We start from the raw sequence: 21,035 nt of genomic DNA, 5'->3' as shown, positions 1-21,035 counted from the left end.
ACTTAGAATAGGTCCGTTCCCTAAAGTTTACATGTATTCTAGGTTTAGAATAATCGCAATTACATAAATTTAAAAGCATTCTAAGTTTCGAATAGCTTATCTGAGATAATTTTGATGCATTCGAGCTTTCGAATAGTCATATTCCCTAAAGTTTAGATGTATTCTGAAGCTAGAAAAGCTAAAATCTAAAAATAATAAGGGTCTCTATCTGATGGATGTAATTTATGTCTAGTATGAATCCTTTGAATCGTTAGTTAATTTTAATATGAATCAGTTCTGAAATAATTACTAAATATAGTTAGATGGTGAATGAATTATTGCTAAATTTCGAGTTCAAGTTAGCCATCCAGAAGTCTTCTCTAGGCGACTTGTAGTTCAAGCATTTTTTAGGATAGTTGTTAATCCATTTTTCGATGAATGCGATTTCTTTGGGAGTCGTTTTCTTAGTTCCCTTAGGCTTAGGTAACCATCTACGAATAAGCCTGTTGTGATTCTCATTAGTTCCCCTTTCCCAAGAGGTATAGGGATGTGCATAGTAGATATGTTCCTTAGAAAACATATCGGACAGGCGGTTGAATTCCGTTCCGTCCATTAGTAGATAAAGGATTACTCCTTCTTGAAATGACAGATGAACTTGTTTCTTATAAAAAATGTTGTCAAGAAATTATTCGCTTTTTTCCAGAAGTTTTAGAGGAAGAGAACTTTATGGGGAAAAAGGAGTTACTCAAATAACAATTCAGGATCAAAAATAGACAGTTGAGGAGCAGAGTGGATAAATTAAGTTTGCTACTGTATAATGGATTTATCACTAAAAACGCTCCATGCCATATTTTACATAGCATTAGTCTTCTAAAAATGGACAGAAATCATTGTAAAGGCTATCAAAAAAGAGTATAATGAGTGAAAGAAATTTCGGAGGTTAAAGATGCTAGAAGTAAGAAGTCTAGAGAAAAGTTTTGGATCCAAGCAAGTTTTGTTTGGTATTGACTTTCAAGCGCGACCAGGTCGTATTTTGGGACTAGTCGGAAAAAATGGTGCTGGGAAGACAACGATTTTCCACAGTATTTTGAAGTTTTTAGAATATCAAGGAGAAATTAGTCTTGATAATCAGGATATTCGTCAGGAGACCTACACTCGGATTGGCTATCTGCCTGAAGAACGCAGTCTCATGCCTAAATTGACAGTTCTTGAACAAGTTCGCTATTTGGCGACTCTAAAAGGTATGGATGCCAAGGAGGTCAAGGAAAAACTCCCTCAATGGATGAAGAAGTTGGAAGTGAAAGGGAAGCTGACTGATAAAATCAAGAGTCTGTCAAAAGGAAATCAGCAGAAGATTCAGCTTATTATTACTCTGATTCATGAACCAGACTTGATTATCTTGGATGAGCCTTTCAGTGGCTTGGATCCAGTCAATACTGAATTGCTCAAGCAAGTCATCTTTCAGGAAAAAGAACGTGGGGCAACCATTATCTTTTCTGACCATGTTATGACCAACGTCGAGGAACTTTGTGACGATATTCTCATGATCCGAGATGGCCGTGTGGTCTTGCATGGACCAGTTCAGGATGTCCGCAATCAATACGGGAAAACGCGTCTCTTTGTTGCAAGTGAACGAAGCAAGGAAGAACTGGAAAAACTTCCTCATGTTAAACAGGTGAGCTTGACCAAACAAGGCAGTTGGAAATTGATTTTGGAGGATGAGAGCGCTGGAAGGGAACTCTTCCCAATCTTGACTCAGGGGCAATATATCGCAACCTTTGACCAACAAGCGCCGACAATCGATGAAATCTTTAAACTAGAATCAGGGGTGGAAGTATGAGAAATATGTGGGTTGTAATCAAGGAAACCTATCTTCGACATGTCAAATCGTGGAGTTTCTTCTTTATGGTGATTTCGCCGTTCCTCTTTTTAGGAATCTTTGTAGGAATTGGGCATCTTCAAGGCTCTTCAATGGCTAAAAATAATAAAGTGGCAGTAGTGACAACAGTGCCATCTGTGGCAGAAGGACTGAAGAATGTAAATGGTATTAACTTTGACTATAAAGACGAAGCAAGTGCCAAAGAAGCGATTAAAGATGAAAAATTAAAAGGCTATTTGACTATTGATCAAGAAGATAGTGTTCTAAAGGCAGTTTATCATGGCGAAACATCGCTTGAAAATGGAATTAAATTTGCAGTTACAGGTACACTCAATGAGCTGCAAAATCAGCTTAATCGTTCAACGGCCTCCTTGTCTCAAGAGCAGGAAAAACGCTTAGCGCAGACAGTTCAATTCACAGAAAAGATTGATGAAGCCAAGGAAAATAAAAAGTTTATTCAAACAATTGCAGCAGGCGCCTTAGGATTCTTTCTTTATATGATTCTGATTACCTATGCGGGTGTGACGGCTCAGGAAGTTGCCAGTGAAAAAGGCACCAAAATTATGGAAGTCGTTTTTTCTAGCATAAGGGCAAGTCACTATTTCTATGCGCGGATGATGGCTCTATTTCTAGTGATTTTAACGCATATTGGGATTTATGTTGTAGGTGGTATCGCTGCCATTCTGTTATTTAAAGATTTGCCATTCTTGGCTCAGTCTGGTGTTTTAGATCACTTGGGAGATGCTTTCTCACTGAATACCTTGCTCTTTATTTTGGTTAGTCTCTTTATGTACGTCGTCTTGGCGGCCTTTCTAGGTTCTATGGTTTCTCGTCCGGAGGACGCAGGAAAAGCCTTGTCGCCTTTGATGATTTTGATTATGGGTGGTTTTTTTGGAGTGACAGCTCTGGGTGCAGCTGGTGACAATCTCATCTTGAAGATTGGTTCTTATATTCCCTTTATTTCGACCTTCTTCATGCCATTTAGAACCATTAATGGCTATGCAGGGGGAGCAGAAGCATGGATTTCGCTAGCTATTACAGTGATTTTTGCGGTGGTAGCAACAGGATTTATCGGACGCATGTATGCTAGTCTCGTTCTGCAAACAGATGATTTAGGAATCTGGAAAACCTTTAAACGTGCCTTAGCTTATAAATAGAAGAGCCTCGCGAAAGCGAGGTTTTTTAGAGATGAAAAGAGTGGAATCACGAACCTAATTACTTACACATTATGTAAATAGGTTACTTGAAAACTTGATTGTATAGTGAACTGAATCTGGAATAGGATAATATTGCTTCTAAAACATTCTTATAAATTGATTTGAATTCCAAAATCCCATCGTTTTCCGTTCTTATTTCATTTTGCGATATAGTGAAAGGAAATAAGTCAGCTCACAAAAAACGCATACTACCAGGATTTTTCAAGACCTGATAGTATGCGTTTTTTGATTGTGAAGACTTTTCATCCAGCCTCTTTATGTGATAAAGTATCTTTAATATTCAATGGAAATCAGACTGGGAAGTTAGCGGAAGGATCTTCGAAACTATGTTTTGAGGTTTAGGAACTGACCAAGTCAGTAACATATACACACTAAGGACAAGCTGACGTGGTTTGAAGAGTATAAAAATCTGTTTCGTAAGCATCTAATAATAGGGTATTTTGATAGTGTAATCATTTGGATAAGCATTATAGTATAGTGATATGAAGTGATATGAAATCAACTAAACTAAATAAGAAATATAGATTATCAAAACTCTTTTAAAAGATTGCATTAAATCTAAATAACATAGACGTCTTCAGCGTGTGCTGTCTCATCTTATGCGAAAATCTTATAAGGAGAGTATAGAAAATCTCGATTGTAATCAACTAACTGATTGGAGAAATGTATAAATATGAGAAGTTAGACCCCCATATCACTACCATAATGAGATTGCTCGAATTCCTTGCTTTTTATACTCAATGAAAATCAAAGAGAAAACTAGGAAACTAGCCGCAGGTTGCTCAAAACAGTGTTTTGAGGTTGTGGATAGAACTGACGAAGTCAGTAACCATACCTACGGCGAGGCGACGTTGACGCGGTTTGAAGAGATTTTCGAAGAGTATTAACTCAATATCAAACTGGCTACGATAGGGCTGACAAAGACATAGAGAATACCAGTGACACCGATAGCCAAACCACCCATAGCTCCTGCTACAGAGCCGTATCGGAAGGCTGTCCCTGTTCCGACTGCATGGCCTGTTCCTCCAAGGGAAAGACCAACAGCTACTGGATCGTCAATTTTCAACCACTTCAAAAGGGTTGGTCCGATGACACTGGTTAAAATCCCAGTCGCCACTACAACCACCAAGGTCACGGTCGTCAGACCTTGCAATTTTTCTGTAATTCCTACTGCCATGGCGGTTGTTACTGACTTAGGAAAGAGAGAAATGGCTAGGAAAAAGTCCATTCCAAATATTTTTGCCACAAGGGCTGTGAAAGAGGTATTGACCACTACTGCTAACAGACTACCAAAGAGAATACTCCGAGCATGGTGCTTCATCAGGTGAAAACTCTTATAAAGCGGAATCCCTAGAGCCACTGTAGACGGAACAATCAAGTTGTTCAGATAAACCCCACCTTGGTAGTAATCTTGGTAAGAAATACCTGTCACCTTAAGAAAAATAATGATAAAAATAGCCGACAAAAGCAGGGGAGTTGTCAATGGATGGGGAAAACGTCTGTAAATCAGCATTCCCACTAGATAAGCTAGGATAGATAGGGCAAGCCCGAACAGGGGATTGGAAACAAATTCACTCATTTGGCATCTCCTTTCTCATAATCTCCCTCAAATCGTCTCTTGATAAACTGAACCACCAAGGCAATAAGGATAATATTGATGACTGCTGCAAAAAAGACAATCAAAACAATGGGCAAAAGATAGGGAGCAATCACATCAAACTTCTCCATGATTCCCACTGCTGGCGGTAAAAAGAGAATGGTCATATTGGCCAGCAAGAAATTCCCAACCATGTTGACATGTCTGGTTCTCAGCCACTTGAACTGCAGGGCTAGAAAGAGAATAATCAAACCGATAATACTGCCTGGTATGGGCAAATGAAAGAAACTGGAAATCCCCTCTCCGATTAGAGAAATCACAAAGAGAATCATTAATTGAACATATAATTTCATCCTAAACTCCACGAAATAGACTTCTTACATACCAGTTTACTATTTTTTCAGAAAATTTCAAGGAAATGCACAAGGGATAATGAAAATTAAAGAACAAACTAGGAAGTCAGCTGCATGTTGCTCAAAGCAAAGTGTTGGGTTTGTAGGTCAAACTGACATAGTTTGAAGCGATTTTCGAAGAATACTACTTTTCTTTGCTTAAGTGAATGACTTGGTCGTAGTGTTTTAAGTCTTCTTCCGTGTAGTGGTGAATGACTTCAATGACTGTTTGAGGTAGGGAGAAGAGCAAGTCGCTAATTTTTCTGCTATTTTCTAAGTCAAGATTGGCCTTAATCTCATCTGCTAAGATGAGTTGGCTATCATGGTAGAGGGCGCGAGCGATTTCTAGGCGTTGCTTCTCGCCACCAGATAGACTATCATTACTGAGCGTTCGATTTTTCAAATGTTCTAATCCTGTTTTTTTGAGGATATGATTTAAAGTCTCTGGATTTTTATCCAGTCCTAGAAGGATATTGTCTTCCAGAGATAGCGTGTCAAAGCAATGGCTATCTTGGAGAATATAGGAACTAATACTTGTGATTTCTTGACGTGACAGGTTCTGACCAGCAAAGCTAATCTGACCACTTGTTGGTGTCTCTTCTCCATGAATGATATTGAGCAGGGTTGTTTTACCAGAGCCACTTTCCCCGATAATGGCAATTTTTTCTCCTTGCTTGATGTGTATGGAAATCGGAGACAAGAGGCTATTCCCCTCTTTTTCAAGGGAGATGGTGTCAAGTTGGATAGGGAAAATATTTTCTATGCTTCTAGGCGAGATGGGATCAGACTGGTTCAAAAGTTTTTGGTATTTGTTGAGAAGAGTTCGAGTCGCTTTTCGGGTGTTGGTAAAGTAAGCCAACTCTTGGAATTGATAGCCGATATTATGGGAAACTAGATAGATAGCCACAAAACTCGCCGCATCTAAATAATTATAGTAGGTCATAAAGCCACCGATGACGATTGGTGTGACAGAACAAAAGGCATCGATGCTATTGATCAAGAGACTGTTTAAAGTGCGTTGTTTTTCATAGTTGATTTCGGCATCTAGACTGGTTTGTAATTGTTTTTGGTAGCGAGTAAAAAAGTAGTCTTGTCCCTGATAATGGCGAATTTGTTGGCTACCACCAATAAAATTTGTCAAGCTTGCTAAGTAGCTCTGGTTAACAGTGGACCGCTTTTCAGAAAGTGAGTCCAAACGCTTTGATCCGATAGCACTGCAGAGTACAGGAAAGGAGTAGAAGAGGATGAAAATCAAGCCTAGGTAAAAATTAGTCCATAGGGCATAGAGAATGGACACAGTTGTGAAGCCAAGAGAAGAAATGATGATGACCGTTGGCTCAATATAGCTTTCTTCTAGTTGCTTGACGTCATTTTCTAGGTCGGACAAAATATCCTTTTCATCAATCTCATAACTGTTTAAAAATCGCTTGAAAATAGCACTCTTGATTCCATATTTGAAGTCAGTAATCAAACGAGCGTAGTAATAGCGTTTCCCAGCTAAGCCTAGTAAGAGGATGAGGTTTCCAAGGATTCCCAAAATCAAAACTTTCCAAAGAAGGCCTAGCTCTTGATTGGTAAAACTGGTAACAATATTCTGAACAAGGGCTGGTGTGATAATTGCTTCCAGCCAAGTAATCGCAATAGAAAAGAAGTAAAGTATGAGGTGTTTCTTAGTAACAAATCTTCTCAGCATAAAGAGTTGCCCTCCTTATCGATATACATGTAATCAGTTTTAAAGTTATTATACTCCTTTATCTCAAATACTTCATATAAAAATGTAAATTTTTGGGGGATATACAATTAAATGAAAATATCGTAATGACACAGATTGAAACAAAAAGCGAACAAAACAGAATTCATTGTTTCGATTCGCTTTTCGTATTATTATCTAGTTTTTTTGTAGCTCTGATAACATTTAGTCTGGGCATGTACACTAATAGCTGATGGAATAAAATGTGTACATTAGATTATTTCCAAGCGCCACTGGCATCTACATAGTAACCATCAGGTGTGTAGGTATTGTGAAGCATCTTACCTGATGAAGCAAGGTAATACCAAGAGCCGCTATCTTTGACCCAGCCTGTTAACATAGCACCTGAATTGCTTAGGTAATACCAAGATCCACTATCTTTGATCCAACCTGTCGCCATAGAACCTGAGTCTTTTAGGTAATACCAAGAGTGATTATCATATAGCCAGTCACTAGCAATCATAGCTCCTGATGATTTAAAGGCATACCAGTTGCTACCCTGATAGAGCCAAGTTTGATTGAACATGACCCCTTTATCATTCATAAAGTACCAAGTTCCCTTGTCCTTAACCCAAGTATTTTTAACTAATTGCCCTTGTTTTTGATAGTACCAGCTTTCACTGTAATTCTTTTTTAGCCAACTTTCTGCTTTTAGAATCGGATAAAGTATTTTGAAGGCTCCTCCCCCTCTGTAGGAATGACTGATAACTCCTGGTTTTTGAAGTTTCAATTCTACATAGTCGTCTTCCCAAGCAAATACTTTTTGACCATTGAGAGTCTCTGGTAAGGTAGCAGTGTAGGTCTTAGTTTGATAGTCCCATTTTGCATCAAGGTAGGTGTGTTGATCATTTGATTCGTCAATACGAAAGTAACCACTCTTTCCGCCATCATTATATACATCATCTACTACTTTAGTGGACCAGGTCTTTACCTCATTTCCGCTCTTGGCTTCTACCTTGATATCTCCTCTATAGCCATAAGGTACATAGAAATTCAGGTAACGCCCCTCTGTACCGACCATAGATTTGTCCTTTTCTTGACCTAGGAAATTGATAGTCTGATCTTGACCATTGAGACTGACCGTCCACTCGATTTTCTCAGTTTTTGGCAAATCCAAGACTTTGATATCCACTTCATGGCCATTGTTAAATCGAAGAATTTTGCCATCTTGATACTTAACCCCACCCTTAATAACCCATTCTTCTTCCAACTCAAAGGCTTGACCTGAATGAGGGAAAGCTAATAAAGCTAGACCTGCTAGAGCCAAACTAAATAGTGTGATTTTTTTTGATACTTTCATTTTCTTAACTCCTTATTTTTGGAATAAAACAAATTGACTGTTTTTTGGATAAACTGATACATGTTGCTCTTCGTGAATTTGTGATGCAGCTTCAAGGACTAGAGGATAAGAGTATTGATACAGTTCCCCTAAAGTGATTTTTCCGTTAGTATTGGTGTCTGCCATAGGCGAAATAATTTTATTTTGAAGTGAATCCCAACCTGAAAAGGATATTTTATCGCTACCAATGGCTATCGTCCCATCTTCTCCACCATGGCAAGTAAGATAAAGGTAGTTCACATCGCTTTCTCTAGAAAATTTGAAAAGCTCTTGCATTTTTGCAATAATCTCGGACTTAGTTTTATCTGGGAAACGAACAACTTTACTAAAGTTTTGGTTACTAAAAACCTTTTACATAGTATTAACATCTTCGATAGGTACTGCTCTTGTTGATGTTTCACCCGTTTTTAGTGTAAGAACCGTCAGAATGTTTATACCACCAACGACCATTCGATTGAATCCAACTGCCATTAGAGTGACTATAAGACTTGGGAGAAATAGATTCTTGTGCAGAAACTGGACTATTTACTGATAGTGATGTCACTAGGCTCAGTAAAGCAACTGATGACAATAAAATTTTTTTCATAATCATATTGTCCTTTCTGTTTTATTTTTGTATAATCATAATCATATCACAAATAAAAAAAACAGGTTTAATTTTTTGCAGAAATGGAAGAGGAATACTATGGAAAATTTTGGAGCAGTTTTAAAGGATATCCGTATTTCAAAAAATTTTCGTCTTAAAGATTTGGCTTGTGATAAGATTAGTGAGTCAACTATTTCTCGTTTCGAAAATGGGATTACAAAATTATCTATTGATCATTTTTACATGTTGTTAAATCGCCTGGGGATATCATTTTCGGAATTTGAAGAATTAGTTCATTGCTATTATTCCAAAAAAGAATGTTTTTTTGAAGAATTAGAACATGCTGTAAACTCTTCAGATATCATTTTGTTACAAGAACTAATAAAGAAAATAGAACTAAAACAAAAGCAGGAAAAAAGTTTATGCAATTGTCACATAAAGTTGATTGCTGAACAACAGATCAACCGGCTTGCAAATCTTCCTTATAATGCCTCTAAATGTAATGAGATAATAAAGTATTTGCTTTCTGTAGATAATTGGATGGAGTATGAACTGAAAATTTTCTATAATTCGGTGTTTTTTATGAATACTAAGACCATAAGCTTACTATATAGAGCGGTCATCAAGAAAACACGATATTTTTTAAAAACAGATATGGGAACACATAGAGTAATTCCTTTATATTTATTTAATTTAGAATTACTATTAAAAAATAATTTGTTAGATAGCGCTCAATTTTTTATAGATGATTTAGAAAATTTACTGACCAGACAAGGATATTATTTTGAAAAGAATTATTTACTTTTTTTAAAAGGTATTTATCTCATAAAAACGAATCAAGTAGAGTTAGGTAAAAAAGAATGTTCCAAAGCTATGAGAATATTTAAGGAATATAATGATAGTGTCACAATAGAGAAATTAAACAAGACCTTTAAATCAGATTTTGTCATTTAATTGGTTAGAAGGATTCGTCTTTAAAATAAAGTTAGACAGAAAATGATATAAAATCAAAAAGGATAGCCTCTCTGTGATGAGATGTTATCCTTTTTGATTTTAAAATTATTGCAAATTAACCTTGTTTCTCAAAATATAGTAGGTTCCGAGGTAAAAGATAGCTATGAAAATGAGTTCTTCAACAATACTTATACTTGCTCCCATATAGAAATGGTCATTAAGTCCTACAAGTGAATTGACATAGAAATTAGAACTAAGATTGAAGAAAAGTTCAATAAATCCAATGACGATTTGGATACCAATGTAGGCTGCAACAGCGAGTGCTGTACGGTATTCATTGAAAAGCTGTCCAATGGAAATAGCCAAGTAGATGCAGAGGATACTGGAAATGGTATTTAGTAGGAAGGATAAGACAGTAAGACCAAAGCCGGTAAAATGTTCTCCAACAAATGATAGAAGAATAGAAAGTTGAACTTCATCAAAATTTGTTGACAGTAAGATAATATAGATACATAGGAGTAAGACAGCAGTGCTAATCAACGACCAGATAAAAGCGCCGATTAGTTTGGCTGTGATGATATGGTGTTCAGATACTGGCAAGGTTAAAGTCAGATAGCCTTGTCGGTCATAGACACTACCTTTGAAGCGTTTAATGATTAAGAAAATGGTTGAAATCCCCAGTGTAATCATCAACCCCCCAAAGACAGTTGCTAGAAAAATGAGTAGGACAGGTTGGCTTTCTTTGACAGGCAGATTGTTATAGGTCTGTGCTTGTATCCCGATAAGGGCAGAAAGGACTAGCACAGCAGCGTATAGGGCTAAATACCACTTGTTAACATTTTTAAATTCGTAGCGAACTAAATTCCAAAACATAAATAATCTCCTTTGCTTAGGCCTTAAATTCCTGACGGAAGAGTTGGTCAATGGATTCACCTGACTCATAGCGAATATCATCTACATTACCTTGACGGACGACTTTTCCGTCTTTGAGAAAGACAATTTCATCCAAGATTGGCTCGATATCAGAAATCAAGTGGGTAGAAATCAAAACGGTAGAAGTTGGTGAGTAGTTATTGATAATGGTATTGAGGATATAATCACGGGCTGCTGGATCCACCCCACCAATGGGTTCGTCCAGAACGTAAAGACGAGCATCACGGCTCATAACCAAAATCAGTTGTACCTTTTCCTTATTCCCTTTTGATAATTTCTTGAGACGACTATTTTCATCAATACCTAGGTCTGCAAGTAGATGATGGGCACGTTCAAGATTGAAATCTTTATAGAAGGTCTTGAAGTAGGTTAGGGCTTCTTTGACCTTCATTTGCTCATTGAGATAGGTCGTATCCGGCAAATAAGCTACGATAGCCTTGGTTGCTGGGCTTGGATCCATATCGTTGATAAGGACACGTCCTTGATCTGGTTGTAAGAGGCCATTGATTAGTTTAATCAGGGTTGTTTTCCCTGAGCCGTTTGGTCCAAGGAGACCAACAATTTTTCCAGCTGGGATGTCAAGAGAAACATTTTCAAGGGCTGGTGTTGCTCCATAAGATTTGGATACATTTTCAAATGCTAGTAATGACATAGGCTTAAACTCCTTTAATATAATCACCGACTACGCCTGGTAGTTCTTCTTTTTCATAGCCAAAATGGGTCATGGAGGAAACGAAGTGTTCCAATTCTTCTTCCGATAATTGTTTACGCGATTGGGCGATTAGCTCCTTATCCTCAGTCACAAACCGTCCAGTTGTTCGCTTGCTGTAGACAAATCCTTCTCGTTCGAGGTCTGACAAGGCTCTTTGGATGGTGTTTGGATTGACACCAGCCTCGCTAGCTAGCTCTCTCACGGTTGGAAGTTGTTGATTGGGTTCCAGTGTATGGGAAACAATCTGAAGCTTGATTTTTTCCATAATCTGTAAATAGATGGGTTTTTTGTTGTCAAATGTCCAGGACATCTTGGTCTCCTTTCTTTTATCCTTTTGTCTTAGTTAAATAATACAACAAAACAAAAAACTTGTCAAGCAAAAAGAAGAATTGTTTTGGGAATCGTTTAAAAAATGGTATAATGAAAAGAAAACGATAAGGAGGGAAAGGATGCGTTGTCCAAAATGTGGAGCTACCAAGTCAAGTGTTATCGATAGTCGCCAAGCAGAAGAAGGGAACACCATTCGTAGAAGACGTGAGTGCGACGAATGCCAGCACCGTTTTACAACCTACGAACGAGTAGAAGAAAGAACCTTGGTGGTTGTTAAAAAAGATGGCACACGGGAACAATTCTCTAGAGATAAAATCTTTAATGGAATTATCCGCTCAGCCCAGAAACGTCCTGTGTCAAGTGATGAAATCAACATGGTAGTCAATCGTATCGAACAGAAACTCCGTAGTCGAAATGAAAATGAAATTCAAAGTGAGGACATTGGTTCACTCGTTATGGAGGAGTTGGCTGAGTTAGATGAGATTACCTATGTACGTTTTGCCAGTGTTTATCGTAGTTTTAAGGATGTTAGTGAGCTAGAGAGCCTGCTCCAACAAATCACCCAGTCCTCTAAAAAGAAAAAGGAAAGATAAATGAAGCCAATTGACCGTTTTTCTTATCTAAAGAATAATCGGGTGTCTCAAGATACCTCATCTCTGGTACAGTGCTACCTCCCGATTATCGGTCAGGAGGCACTGAGCCTTTATCTTTATACAATCAGTTTTTGGGACAATGGCAGAAAGGAATATCTCTTTTCAAGTATTCTCAACCATCTCAACTTTGGGATGGATAGACTGATAAAATCTTTGAAAATCCTATCTGCTTTCAATCTCTTAACCCTCTATCAAAAGGGGGATGTTTATCAGCTAGCTCTCCATGCTCCTCTATCTAGTCAAGACTTCTTGGAGCATCCTGTTTATCGCAGACTCTTAGAGAAGAAGATTGGCGATGTAGCTGTGGAGGATTTGAAAGTTGAGAGTGCTGAGGGAGAAGAAATACCTGTCTCCCTCAATCAAGTCTTTCCAGATTTGGCAGAACTAGGAAGTCAAGAAGACCTTGGTCTCAAGAAGAAAGTGGCCAACGATTTTGACTTGGACCATTTTCGCCAGCTTATGGCTCGAGATGGGCTTCGTTTTGCGGATGAGCAGTCCGATGTCTTGAACCTCTTTGCCATTGCCGAGGAGAAGAAATGGACTTGGTTTGAGACCTATCAACTGGCCAAGTCAACAGCTGTTTCCCAGGTTATTTCAACCAAACGCATGCGGGAGAAAATCGCTCAAAAACCTGTTTCCTCTGACTTTAGTCCTAAGGAAGCAACCATTATCAAGGAAGCAAAAAGTAAAACTGCCCTGCAGTTCTTGGCAGAAATCAAGCAAACCCGCAAGGGGACCATTACCCAAACAGAGAGAGAACTCTTGCAACAGATGGCTGGCTTGGGCTTGCTGGACGAAGTCATCAATATTATTCTCTTATTGACTTTTAATAAGGTAGATTCTGCAAATATCAATGAGAAATATGCCATGAAGGTAGCCAATGATTACGCCTATCAAAAGATTCATTCGGCAGAAGAGGCAGTCTTGCGCATTCGTGAGCGAGGACAGAAGAATCAGGTTCAAAAAAGCAGTAAACCCAGTCCTGCCAAGTCCAATGTACCCAAGTGGAGCAATCCAGATTATAAGAATGAAACCAGCGAGGAAACTCGTCTGGAACTAGAACGTAAGAAACAAGAACTATTAGCTCGATTAGAAAAAGGAGGAGATTAGATGGAAAGTGTCGGAGACGTACTCAAACGTCAACCTAGCCGTTTTCATTATCAAGATTTGGTCCAGAAAATCATGAAGGATCCTGATGTTGCGGCCTTTATACAGCAAGAATCCCTGACTCCAGAGGAATTAAATCGCAGTATCTCCAAGTTTAATCAATACATCACCGAGCGTGACAAGTTTCTCCGTGGTGATACGGATTATATTGCCAAAGGCTACAAGCCGATTTTGATTATGAATCATGGCTATGCGGACGTTTCTTATGAAGAAACTCCTGAACTAATCGCAGCGGAAAAAGAAGCGGCTATTAAGAACCGTCTCAAGTTAATCAATCTGCCAGCCAGTCTCAAGAAAGCTAGCTTAGCTCAAGTTGACTTGGATGATTTGGGACGCTTGCCAGTTTTTGAAAAGCTATTAGCCTTCGTGGAGCAATATCCAGCTATTCGAAAAGGTCTTTACTTATATGGAGACTTTGGTGTGGGTAAAAGTTTCATGGTGGCTGCCCTAGCCCATGATTTATCAGAAAAACGTGGTGTTTCATCCACTCTTCTCCACTATCCTAGCTTTGTCATTGATGTCAAAAATGCTATCGGTGATGGTAATGTCAAGACCTTGGTGGATGAGATTAAGCTTTCTGAAGTCCTGATTTTAGATGATATTGGTGCCGAGCAATCAACAGCTTGGGTGCGTGACGAAATCCTGCAGGTCATTCTTCAATATCGGATGCAGGAAAATTTACCGACCTTTTTCACCTCCAACTTCAACTTTGAAGAATTGGAGCAGCATTTCGCTAAAGGGAAGCATGGAAATGACGAAACCTGGGAGGCCAGACGCGTCATGGAACGCATCCGTTATTTGGCTGAGGAGACTCGTTTAGAAGGAGTAAACCGTCGATGACAGAAACGATTAAACTGATGAAAGCTCATAAGTCTGTTCGAAGATTTAAGGAGCAAGCCCTTCCTCAGGAAGACTTGACTGAAATCCTGACAGCAGCCCAAATGGCCTCGTTTTGGAAAAATTTCCAATCCTACTCTGTGATTGTGGTACGAAGTCAAGAAAAGAAAGATGCCTTGTATGAATTGGTACCTCAAGAAGCCATTCGCCAGTCTGCTGTTTTCCTTCTCTTTGTCGGAGACTTGAACCGAGCAGAAAAGGGAGCCCGACTTCATACAGACTCATTCCAACCCCAAGGTGTAGAAGGTCTCTTGATTAGTTCAGTCGATGCGGCCCTTGCTGGACAAAATGCCCTGCTGGCAGCTGAAAGCTTGGGCTATGGAGGTGTCATTATTGGCTTGGTGCGTTACAAGTCAGAAGAAGTGGCAGAGCTTTTTAACCTGCCTGACTACACCTATCCTGTCTTTGGGATGGCGCTAGGTGTGCCAAATGAGGAACATGAAGTCAAACCTCGCTTGCCATTGCATCAAGTGGTGTTTGAGGAAGAATATCAGGAACAAACAGTTGATGCGATTGAATCTTATGACCGTGTACAGGCTGACTATGCTGGGGTGCGTGCGACCACAAGCTGGAGTCAGCGTCTAGCAGAACAGTTTGGTCAAGCTGAACCAAGCTCAACTAGAAAAAATCTTGAACAGAAGAAGTTATTGTAGAAAGTGAGAAATTATGGCCCTACCAACTATTGCCATTGTAGGACGTCCCAATGTTGGGAAATCAACCCTATTTAATCGGATCGCTGGTGAGCGAATCTCCATTGTAGAAGATGTCGAAGGAGTGACACGTGACCGTATTTATGCAACGGGTGAGTGGCTCAATCGTTCCTTTAGCATGATTGATACAGGAGGAATCGATGATGTCGATGCTCCTTTCATGGAACAAATCAAGCACCAGGCAGAAATTGCCATGGAAGAAGCTGATGTTATCGTCTTTGTGGTGTCTGGTAAGGAAGGAATTACCGATGCGGACGAATACGTAGCCCGTAAGCTTTATAAGACCCACAAACCAGTTATCCTCGCGGTTAACAAGGTGGACAACCCTGAGATGCGAAATGATATCTATGATTTCTATGCCCTCGGTTTGGGTGAACCATTGCCTATCTCATCTGTCCATGGTATCGGTACAGGGGATGTGCTAGATGCTATTGTAGAAAATCTTCCAAATGAATATGAAGAAGAAAACCCAGATGTCATTAAGTTTAGTTTGATTGGTCGTCCTAACGTCGGAAAATCAAGCTTGATCAATGCTATCTTGGGAGAAGACCGTGTTATTGCTAGTCCTGTTGCTGGAACAACACGTGATGCCATTGATACCCACTTTACAGATACAGATGGCCAAGAATTTACTATGATTGATACGGCTGGTATGCGTAAGTCTGGTAAGGTTTATGAAAATACTGAGAAATACTCTGTCATGCGTGCCATGCGAGCTATTGACCGCTCTGATGTGGTCTTGATGGTCATCAATGCGGAAGAAGGCATCCGTGAATACGATAAGCGTATCGCAGGTTTTGCCCATGAAGCTGGTAAAGGGATGATTATCGTGGTCAACAAGTGGGATACACTTGAAAAAGACAACCACACCATGAAAAACTGGGAAGAAGATATCCGTGAGCAGTTCCAATACTTGCCTTACGCCCCGATTATCTTTGTATCCGCTTTGACCAAGCAACGCCTCCACAAACTTCCTGAGATGATCAAGCAAATCAGTGAAAGTCAAAACACACGTATTCCATCAGCTGTCTTGAACGATGTCATCATGGATGCCATTGCCATCAACCCAACACCGACAGACAAAGGAAAACGTCTTAAGATTTTCTACGCGACCCAAGTGGCAACCAAACCACCAACCTTTGTTATCTTTGTCAACGAAGAAGAGCTTATGCACTTTTCTTACCTGCGTTTCTTGGAAAATCAAATCCGCAAGGCCTTTGTCTTTGAGGGAACTCCAATCCATCTCATCGCAAGAAAGCGTAAATAAAAAAGTAGAATCTGGAATGACATTTCCAGATTTTTTTGATATAATAAAATAATAGAAAACGCTATCAAAAAGGAGGTGTCGATGAAACATTTGTTTAAATTTATAATCTTATTTCCCTGGTTTTACTTTTTCAGCTGGATTGAAAAGGATAATAGAGAAAGTAAATTTTTCCCAATTTTTTACTATTTTTACTGGTTTTACATTCCCCTCTATGCTCTTTTTAGCCTTGCTTGGGCAGTTGTTTCAGTTCTGTTTTTCAATATCGTCTTGAGAAATTTGACAGATATCAAGTTATGGGGCATTTGGTTTCTTTTTATTCTGCTAGCTATTGGTCTGAATAGGTTAACTTATTTCTGTTTCAAAAAAATGCTTCGCTTGAGACGAGAACTAGGGAAGTCTAAAGGCGTGAATAAAGGAAGGTGTAGGAACTAAAAAATGACTGTATCTATGATTTGTTTATGGAGCTATAGATACAGTCGTTTTTATTTTAATCGTGAAACCTGAGAGAAGTGTTCGTCTTGTATAGTGGATTGAATATGGAATAATACAATACAACTTATAAAACATTGGTATAAAATGCTTTAGATCCCCTGATTGATTCGTTCACATTCTATTCCAATCTACTACAATAAAACGATAAGAATTATTATAAATTATAGGTTTGAAAAATCATTAATTTCTTTTTCGAGTATTTTAACTAATGACTCTTCTTTGGTTAGTCGTAATAAGGTTATTCCTTTATCAATCAAATCGGAGTTATGTTGTAGTATTCCCAAGCGTACTTGAGAAAATCCAAGAATATCGTATATTTTTAATTCTTCTGCTAATACCAAAAGTTGTAGGGTGATTGTTTCACATTCTTTGAATAAATGATGTTGAAAATATACAGTGGAGAGATTGGCTAAAAAAGATGATAAAAATACTTTTGTTTCTCGGAAGTATTTATATTTCTCGATGGTTTTCATAATTCTATCAATAAGAAGGGGAAGATTTTCAGAAGGAAAGAAAAAGAGAATGGTTCCAAGTAATTTCAAATCACTAATGTACCATGTATCCATAGGTTTAAGATAGTCCCAAATTTCTTCATACAAATCTTTCAAGACGTGGTTGTTTTTGAATCCTTTAGTTCGTAACTCTGTGACAATTTTTGTATGACGATAGATATTTTGAATAGGAACATCGTGATGTGTCTTAAGATATTTTTGACACTTCTCAGTGAGTTCAACCATTTTTCTAGTATCTTGAAAAGTAGACGGATTTTGGCTCTCTACAATAATATCTCGCCTTTCACTAGGATGGTATTCGTTGCATATATACTTGAATTCTGCTAAGCTCATATCAATTTGTTCAAGAAGAAATACCATGTTTTCAAAACTGGGAATAACTTTACCGTGTTCAATATTTGTTAGAGTTGTTCGATGTATGACTTGTCCACATACATCTTGTTGGGTCAATCCTTTTGACTTTCGAATTTCTTTAAAAATTTGTCCATAATCCCATCTCATATTGTTCCTCCTAGGTAAATGTGAATATTTTCTACATTTATAAAAAACGTAGAAAAAGGTGGTATTATTATATCAAAAAGGAGGGAAAAAGTCATGGGCTTTAAAAAATATTTGAAGAATTTACCGAAAAACTCTGGATTTATTATATCTTTGATTTGGAGTTGGATTCAACTTATCTGGTTTGAAACGTGGTTTTGGGGATAAAGAAATTAGAGTCCATACATAATTAAGTAAAGGAGGAATTTGTATGATATACCATCGTTTAGAATAAGTCTATATTTAAAATAGAAGTTATAAGGAATCTTCTTGAATAAAAAATGAAAGGAAACAGAAAAAATGAAAACTAAAAAATTATTGAAAATGGTTATTCCTGTTTTAATGATAAGTGCTGTTGGAACTACTTTCGTAGAAGCAAATCAGATAGGTGCTTTTAGTAATTTTGTTATTACTACCAGTTATAAGAGAACAGGTTATTTGACCAAAGAAAATGAAGGTGCGGAATATATCATGAACTTAAATCCTTGTAGAAATTTACATCCCATGACTGTTAAGCATCGTATAGTAAATTCTAATGGAGAAGCTCGTAGTGGAGAATCGTTAACAACCTGTGGTACTCGTTCAACTCATGGTAATTGGGCAACGGTTGGCTATGTTTATGCAGCAGATATGGCAAGACAAAATTGGTGGGATTTATCAGCTGCCATTTCAGGTAGTTGGTCACCAAATTAATTCGTAAAGTAGGTATAATTTATGAAGATTCCTCTCTTAACTTTGGCAAGGCATAAATTTGTTTATGTCTTGCTTACTTTGCTTTTTCTTGCTTTGGTTTATCGTGATGTTTTGATGACTTATTTCTTTTTTGATATTCATGCGCCCGATCTAGCTAAATTCGATGGACAAGCAATTAAAAATGACTTATTAAAATCAGCATTAGATTTTCGTATTCTCCAGTTCAATCTAGGTTTTTATCAATCATTTATTATTCCAATCATCATTGTTTTGCTAGGTTTTCAATATATTGAGCTGAAAAATAAAGTTTTACGATTGAGTATTGGAAGAGAAGTGAGTTATCAAGGGTTAAAAAGAAAGTTGACTTTTCAACTTGCAAGTATCCCTTGTGTGATATATTTAGTGACTGTGCTGATAATTGCAATTTTAACTTATTTCTTTGGGACTTTTTCTCCTCTTGAATGGAATTCTCTATTTTCTGATGGGAGTAGTTTACAAAGGCTCCTAGATGGAGAGATAACAAGCTATTTGTTCTTTACTTGTGTCCTACTAATCGGTATTTTCATCAATGCAGTCTATTTTTTTAAAATAGTTGATTATTTAGGGAATGTGACTCGTTCGGCAATTGCCTATTTGATGTTTCTTTGGCTTGGTTCTATGATGCTCTATAGTATCTTGCCATACTATATGGTTCCTATGACGAGTTTGATGCAAGCTAGCTATGGGGATGTAAGTTTGATGAGACTCTTTACTCCTTATATCCTTTATATTGTCCCCTATATGGTACTTAAAAAATATGAAGATAATGTTTAAGAACTTTAACAATATTTGGCTAAAGAGAAAGATCGTTTTACTACTTCGTATAGTTCTGATGATGATTTTGATTAACTATCTATTGTCAATAGCGGTTCAAAAGCAGGATGTTTTTCTCTTTTTCAAGAGGGAATTGATTTCAATCTTTTCCTATAATGACTATTCTGAAGCGAATTTAGAAATCCCCAAACTCTTGTTAAATCTTTCGCTTTTCATGGTAGGATGGCTCTCTGTCATTTTACTTGAAACTGATTTGGCAGACCATTACCATCACTTGATCCGCTATCAATCAACCTCCTTTTTCGATTATACAAGGAAACGATTGGTTGTCATCTCTAAATTTTTTATTCAAGATTTATTTGTCTGGTTCCTTGGTTTACTTCCTCTAGGAATTCATTTCAAAACAGTCGCACTTTTCTTTTTACTTGCTCAGTTAATGATCTTGTACTTACTACTGTCTTATCTGATAGCACTTATTAGTGCGGGCGCTGGTTTTTCCTTTTTTCTCTATTTTTTAGCATTTGTGGGACAAGAATGGATGATGGATCATATTGTAACAGTGTATTTAGTACTCTTAAGTTTATTAGTTATGTTGATTGTTAGTCGCTTGGAAGAGAAATTTAAGAAAGGATAAACGATGAGACTTGAAATTATAAATGGACAGAAAATTTATGGGAAAAGACCTATTTTAAATGAGTTGAATCTGGTCTTTCAATCAGGAAATATTTATGGTCTTAAAGGTGATAATGGATCTGGTAAGACAGTTCTTTTAAAGATACTTGCTGGTTATATTAAGCTTGATAAAGGAAAAGTTCTTCAAGATGGGGAAGTCTATGGGATAAAAAATCATTATATTCAGGATGCAGGGGTTTTAATTGAAAAAGTCGAGTTTTTATCTCATTTATCCCTTAGAGAAAATTTGGAATTGTTAAGGTGTTTTTCATCTAAAGTTACGGAAAAAAGAATTGCCGATTGGATCCAATATTATGATTTACAGGAATTTGAAGACGTTGAGTACCGTCATTTATCCTTAGGAACGAAACAAAAAATGGCCTTGATTCAAGCCTTTATTGCCGAACCATCTATACTCTTTCTCGATGAACCTATGAATGCTTTAGATGAGAAGAGTGTGAGGTTAACCAAACAGGTCATTTTATCTTACCTGAAAAAAGAAAATAGTCTGGTTATCCTGACGTCACACATATCGGAAGATATTTCAGATCTTTGTACAGATGTATTAGTTGTCGAAAACGGACATATACAATATATAAAGGATATACAATCCTAGGAGGTAGCTTATGGCACATCTAAAATCATTTATTACACGCTATTCTAAGGTCTATATTGGTTTAGTTCTGTTGATCTGGATTGCTTTCTTCTTTCTTCCTTGGGGCAGTCCGATTCTGGGGGGGAAGATTGACCTCTTCAGCATACAGAAAGTCTTGCTAGTTTTTGGAATTCTGTCGATTTTGATGGCCTTGCTGTCCAAGAAAGTCAGTCTCTTTGTTTTTGGATTGATCTGCTGTTTTTCTCTTTGGATAAATCTATTTATCCTATTTGCGATTTTGCCGATTTTTGTTGGCAATTAAAGCATCATAAAAGTCAGAGAGGTTAGCTTGGAAACTA

24 protein-coding genes and 1 pseudogene are annotated in these 21,035 nt (G+C 37.7%); 15 read left to right on the top strand and 10 right to left on the bottom strand.

What is annotated here, in order from left to right; genetic code table 11:
* Nucleotides 1-298 precede the first annotated feature (298 nt).
* A pseudogene (locus tag OC529_RS00725) lies at nt 299-589 on the bottom strand (IS30 family transposase); the annotation flags it as partial.
* A 336-nt stretch (nt 590-925) separates the two neighbouring features.
* Here OC529_RS00725 and OC529_RS00720 point away from each other — a divergent pair.
* The 3 genes from OC529_RS00720 to OC529_RS00705 all read left to right on the top strand — a co-directional run bounded on the left by OC529_RS00720 (nt 926) and on the right by OC529_RS00705 (nt 3,962).
* The gene (locus OC529_RS00720) at nt 926-1,819 is read left to right on the top strand and encodes an ABC transporter ATP-binding protein (protein WP_112443875.1); all 894 of its coding nucleotides are present in this window, start codon (nt 926-928) and stop codon (nt 1,817-1,819) included.
* Nucleotides 1,816-3,015, top strand: coding sequence for an ABC transporter permease (locus OC529_RS00715; RefSeq protein WP_112443876.1), 1,200 nt, complete (start codon nt 1,816-1,818; stop codon nt 3,013-3,015). The genes OC529_RS00720 and OC529_RS00715 overlap by 4 nt, the downstream gene beginning before the upstream one ends.
* Before the next feature lie 800 nt (nt 3,016-3,815).
* Complete coding sequence (locus OC529_RS00705; protein WP_225904800.1) at nt 3,816-3,962, top strand: hypothetical protein; 147 nt, start codon at nt 3,816-3,818, stop codon at nt 3,960-3,962.
* On the opposite strand, the gene OC529_RS00700 is transcribed toward OC529_RS00705, so the two are convergent.
* The 5 genes from OC529_RS00700 to OC529_RS00680 form a co-directional block, all read right to left on the bottom strand.
* Entirely contained in the window at nt 3,959-4,654 is a 696-nt protein-coding gene (locus OC529_RS00700) for an LrgB family protein (protein ID WP_001288943.1), read from the bottom strand. The two genes, OC529_RS00705 and OC529_RS00700, sit on opposite strands and share 4 nt — an antisense overlap.
* Nucleotides 4,651-5,025: a CidA/LrgA family protein gene (locus OC529_RS00695; RefSeq protein WP_000781325.1), complete on the bottom strand. Its 375-nt coding sequence runs from the start codon at nt 5,023-5,025 to the stop codon at nt 4,651-4,653. Before OC529_RS00695 ends, OC529_RS00700 begins: the two co-directional genes overlap by 4 nt.
* 184 nt (nt 5,026-5,209) lie before the next feature.
* Entirely contained in the window at nt 5,210-6,757 is a 1,548-nt protein-coding gene (locus OC529_RS00690) for an ATP-binding cassette domain-containing protein (RefSeq protein ID WP_262081274.1), read from the bottom strand.
* Between the two features lie 274 nt (nt 6,758-7,031).
* Nucleotides 7,032-8,114 (bottom strand): N-acetylmuramoyl-L-alanine amidase family protein, encoded by a 1,083-nt coding sequence (locus tag OC529_RS00685; protein ID WP_262081273.1) that lies wholly within the window; start codon nt 8,112-8,114, stop codon nt 7,032-7,034.
* A 12-nt stretch (nt 8,115-8,126) separates the two neighbouring features.
* Nucleotides 8,127-8,393 (bottom strand): hypothetical protein, encoded by a 267-nt coding sequence (locus OC529_RS00680; RefSeq protein WP_262081272.1) that lies wholly within the window; start codon nt 8,391-8,393, stop codon nt 8,127-8,129.
* A gap of 445 nt (nt 8,394-8,838) precedes the next feature.
* On the opposite strand from OC529_RS00680, the gene OC529_RS00675 reads away from it, so the two are divergent.
* Nucleotides 8,839-9,693 (top strand): helix-turn-helix domain-containing protein, encoded by an 855-nt coding sequence (locus OC529_RS00675; protein WP_262081271.1) that lies wholly within the window; start codon nt 8,839-8,841, stop codon nt 9,691-9,693.
* A 105-nt stretch (nt 9,694-9,798) separates the two neighbouring features.
* Here OC529_RS00675 and OC529_RS00670 read toward each other — a convergent pair whose 3' ends face one another.
* From OC529_RS00670 to OC529_RS00660, 3 genes are read right to left on the bottom strand one after another with little or no spacing between them, the layout of a single operon-like run.
* Nucleotides 9,799-10,566: a hypothetical protein gene (locus OC529_RS00670; RefSeq protein ID WP_262081270.1), complete on the bottom strand. Its 768-nt coding sequence runs from the start codon at nt 10,564-10,566 to the stop codon at nt 9,799-9,801.
* A gap of 16 nt (nt 10,567-10,582) precedes the next feature.
* A complete protein-coding gene (locus tag OC529_RS00665) occupies nt 10,583-11,278 on the bottom strand; it encodes an ABC transporter ATP-binding protein (RefSeq protein WP_004256110.1) in 696 nt (231 codons plus the stop codon).
* Between the two features lie 4 nt (nt 11,279-11,282).
* Nucleotides 11,283-11,648 (bottom strand): GntR family transcriptional regulator, encoded by a 366-nt coding sequence (locus OC529_RS00660; RefSeq protein WP_000119149.1) that lies wholly within the window; start codon nt 11,646-11,648, stop codon nt 11,283-11,285.
* 139 nt (nt 11,649-11,787) lie between these two features.
* On the opposite strand from OC529_RS00660, the gene nrdR reads away from it, so the two are divergent.
* The 6 genes from nrdR (at nt 11,788) to OC529_RS00630 (ending at nt 16,794) form a co-directional block, all read left to right on the top strand.
* Complete coding sequence (gene nrdR / locus OC529_RS00655; protein ID WP_061759264.1) at nt 11,788-12,261, top strand: transcriptional regulator NrdR; 474 nt, start codon at nt 11,788-11,790, stop codon at nt 12,259-12,261.
* Nucleotides 12,262-13,431 carry a replication initiation and membrane attachment family protein gene (locus OC529_RS00650; RefSeq protein ID WP_262081269.1) on the top strand — a complete coding sequence of 390 codons (1,170 nt, stop codon included), beginning with the start codon at nt 12,262-12,264 and terminating at the stop codon, nt 13,429-13,431.
* The gene (dnaI, locus tag OC529_RS00645) at nt 13,432-14,328 is read left to right on the top strand and encodes a primosomal protein DnaI (RefSeq protein WP_262081268.1); all 897 of its coding nucleotides are present in this window, start codon (nt 13,432-13,434) and stop codon (nt 14,326-14,328) included.
* A complete protein-coding gene (locus OC529_RS00640) occupies nt 14,325-15,038 on the top strand; it encodes an NADPH-dependent oxidoreductase (protein ID WP_262081267.1) in 714 nt (237 codons plus the stop codon). The genes dnaI and OC529_RS00640 overlap by 4 nt, the downstream gene beginning before the upstream one ends.
* Nucleotides 15,039-15,051: 13 nt before the next feature.
* The gene (gene der, locus OC529_RS00635) at nt 15,052-16,362 is read left to right on the top strand and encodes a ribosome biogenesis GTPase Der (protein WP_001207696.1); all 1,311 of its coding nucleotides are present in this window, start codon (nt 15,052-15,054) and stop codon (nt 16,360-16,362) included.
* 81 nt (nt 16,363-16,443) lie between these two features.
* Complete coding sequence (locus OC529_RS00630) at nt 16,444-16,794, top strand: hypothetical protein (RefSeq protein ID WP_054367326.1); 351 nt, start codon at nt 16,444-16,446, stop codon at nt 16,792-16,794.
* Between the two features lie 221 nt (nt 16,795-17,015).
* On the opposite strand, the gene rgg1518 is transcribed toward OC529_RS00630, so the two are convergent.
* Nucleotides 17,016-17,867 (bottom strand): Rgg/GadR/MutR family transcriptional regulator Rgg1518, encoded by an 852-nt coding sequence (gene rgg1518, locus OC529_RS00625; protein ID WP_262081266.1) that lies wholly within the window; start codon nt 17,865-17,867, stop codon nt 17,016-17,018.
* 336 nt (nt 17,868-18,203) lie between these two features.
* Here rgg1518 and OC529_RS00620 point away from each other — a divergent pair, with 336 nt between their 5' ends.
* From OC529_RS00620 to OC529_RS00600, 5 genes are read left to right on the top strand one after another with little or no spacing between them, the layout of a single operon-like run.
* Entirely contained in the window at nt 18,204-18,596 is a 393-nt protein-coding gene (locus tag OC529_RS00620) for a hypothetical protein (RefSeq protein ID WP_000850412.1), read from the top strand.
* A gap of 21 nt (nt 18,597-18,617) precedes the next feature.
* Nucleotides 18,618-19,409, top strand: a complete 792-nt coding sequence (locus OC529_RS00615; protein WP_000701267.1) for a hypothetical protein — start codon at nt 18,618-18,620, stop codon at nt 19,407-19,409.
* Nucleotides 19,402-20,043 carry a hypothetical protein gene (locus OC529_RS00610; protein ID WP_000475785.1) on the top strand — a complete coding sequence of 214 codons (642 nt, stop codon included), beginning with the start codon at nt 19,402-19,404 and terminating at the stop codon, nt 20,041-20,043. Before OC529_RS00615 ends, OC529_RS00610 begins: the two co-directional genes overlap by 8 nt.
* A 3-nt stretch (nt 20,044-20,046) precedes the next feature.
* Nucleotides 20,047-20,697 (top strand): ATP-binding cassette domain-containing protein, encoded by a 651-nt coding sequence (locus OC529_RS00605; RefSeq protein WP_001235271.1) that lies wholly within the window; start codon nt 20,047-20,049, stop codon nt 20,695-20,697.
* Nucleotides 20,698-20,707: 10 nt separating this feature from the next.
* Nucleotides 20,708-20,998 carry a hypothetical protein gene (locus OC529_RS00600; RefSeq protein ID WP_000940698.1) on the top strand — a complete coding sequence of 97 codons (291 nt, stop codon included), beginning with the start codon at nt 20,708-20,710 and terminating at the stop codon, nt 20,996-20,998.
* The last annotated feature ends 37 nt before the right edge of the window (nt 20,999-21,035 follow it).

This window comes from Streptococcus sp. Marseille-Q5855 (assembly GCF_946901985.1).
Classification (GTDB): domain Bacteria; phylum Bacillota; class Bacilli; order Lactobacillales; family Streptococcaceae; genus Streptococcus.
Note: the sequence above shows the minus strand (reverse complement) of the source record. Positions and strands in the feature narration are given on the sequence as shown.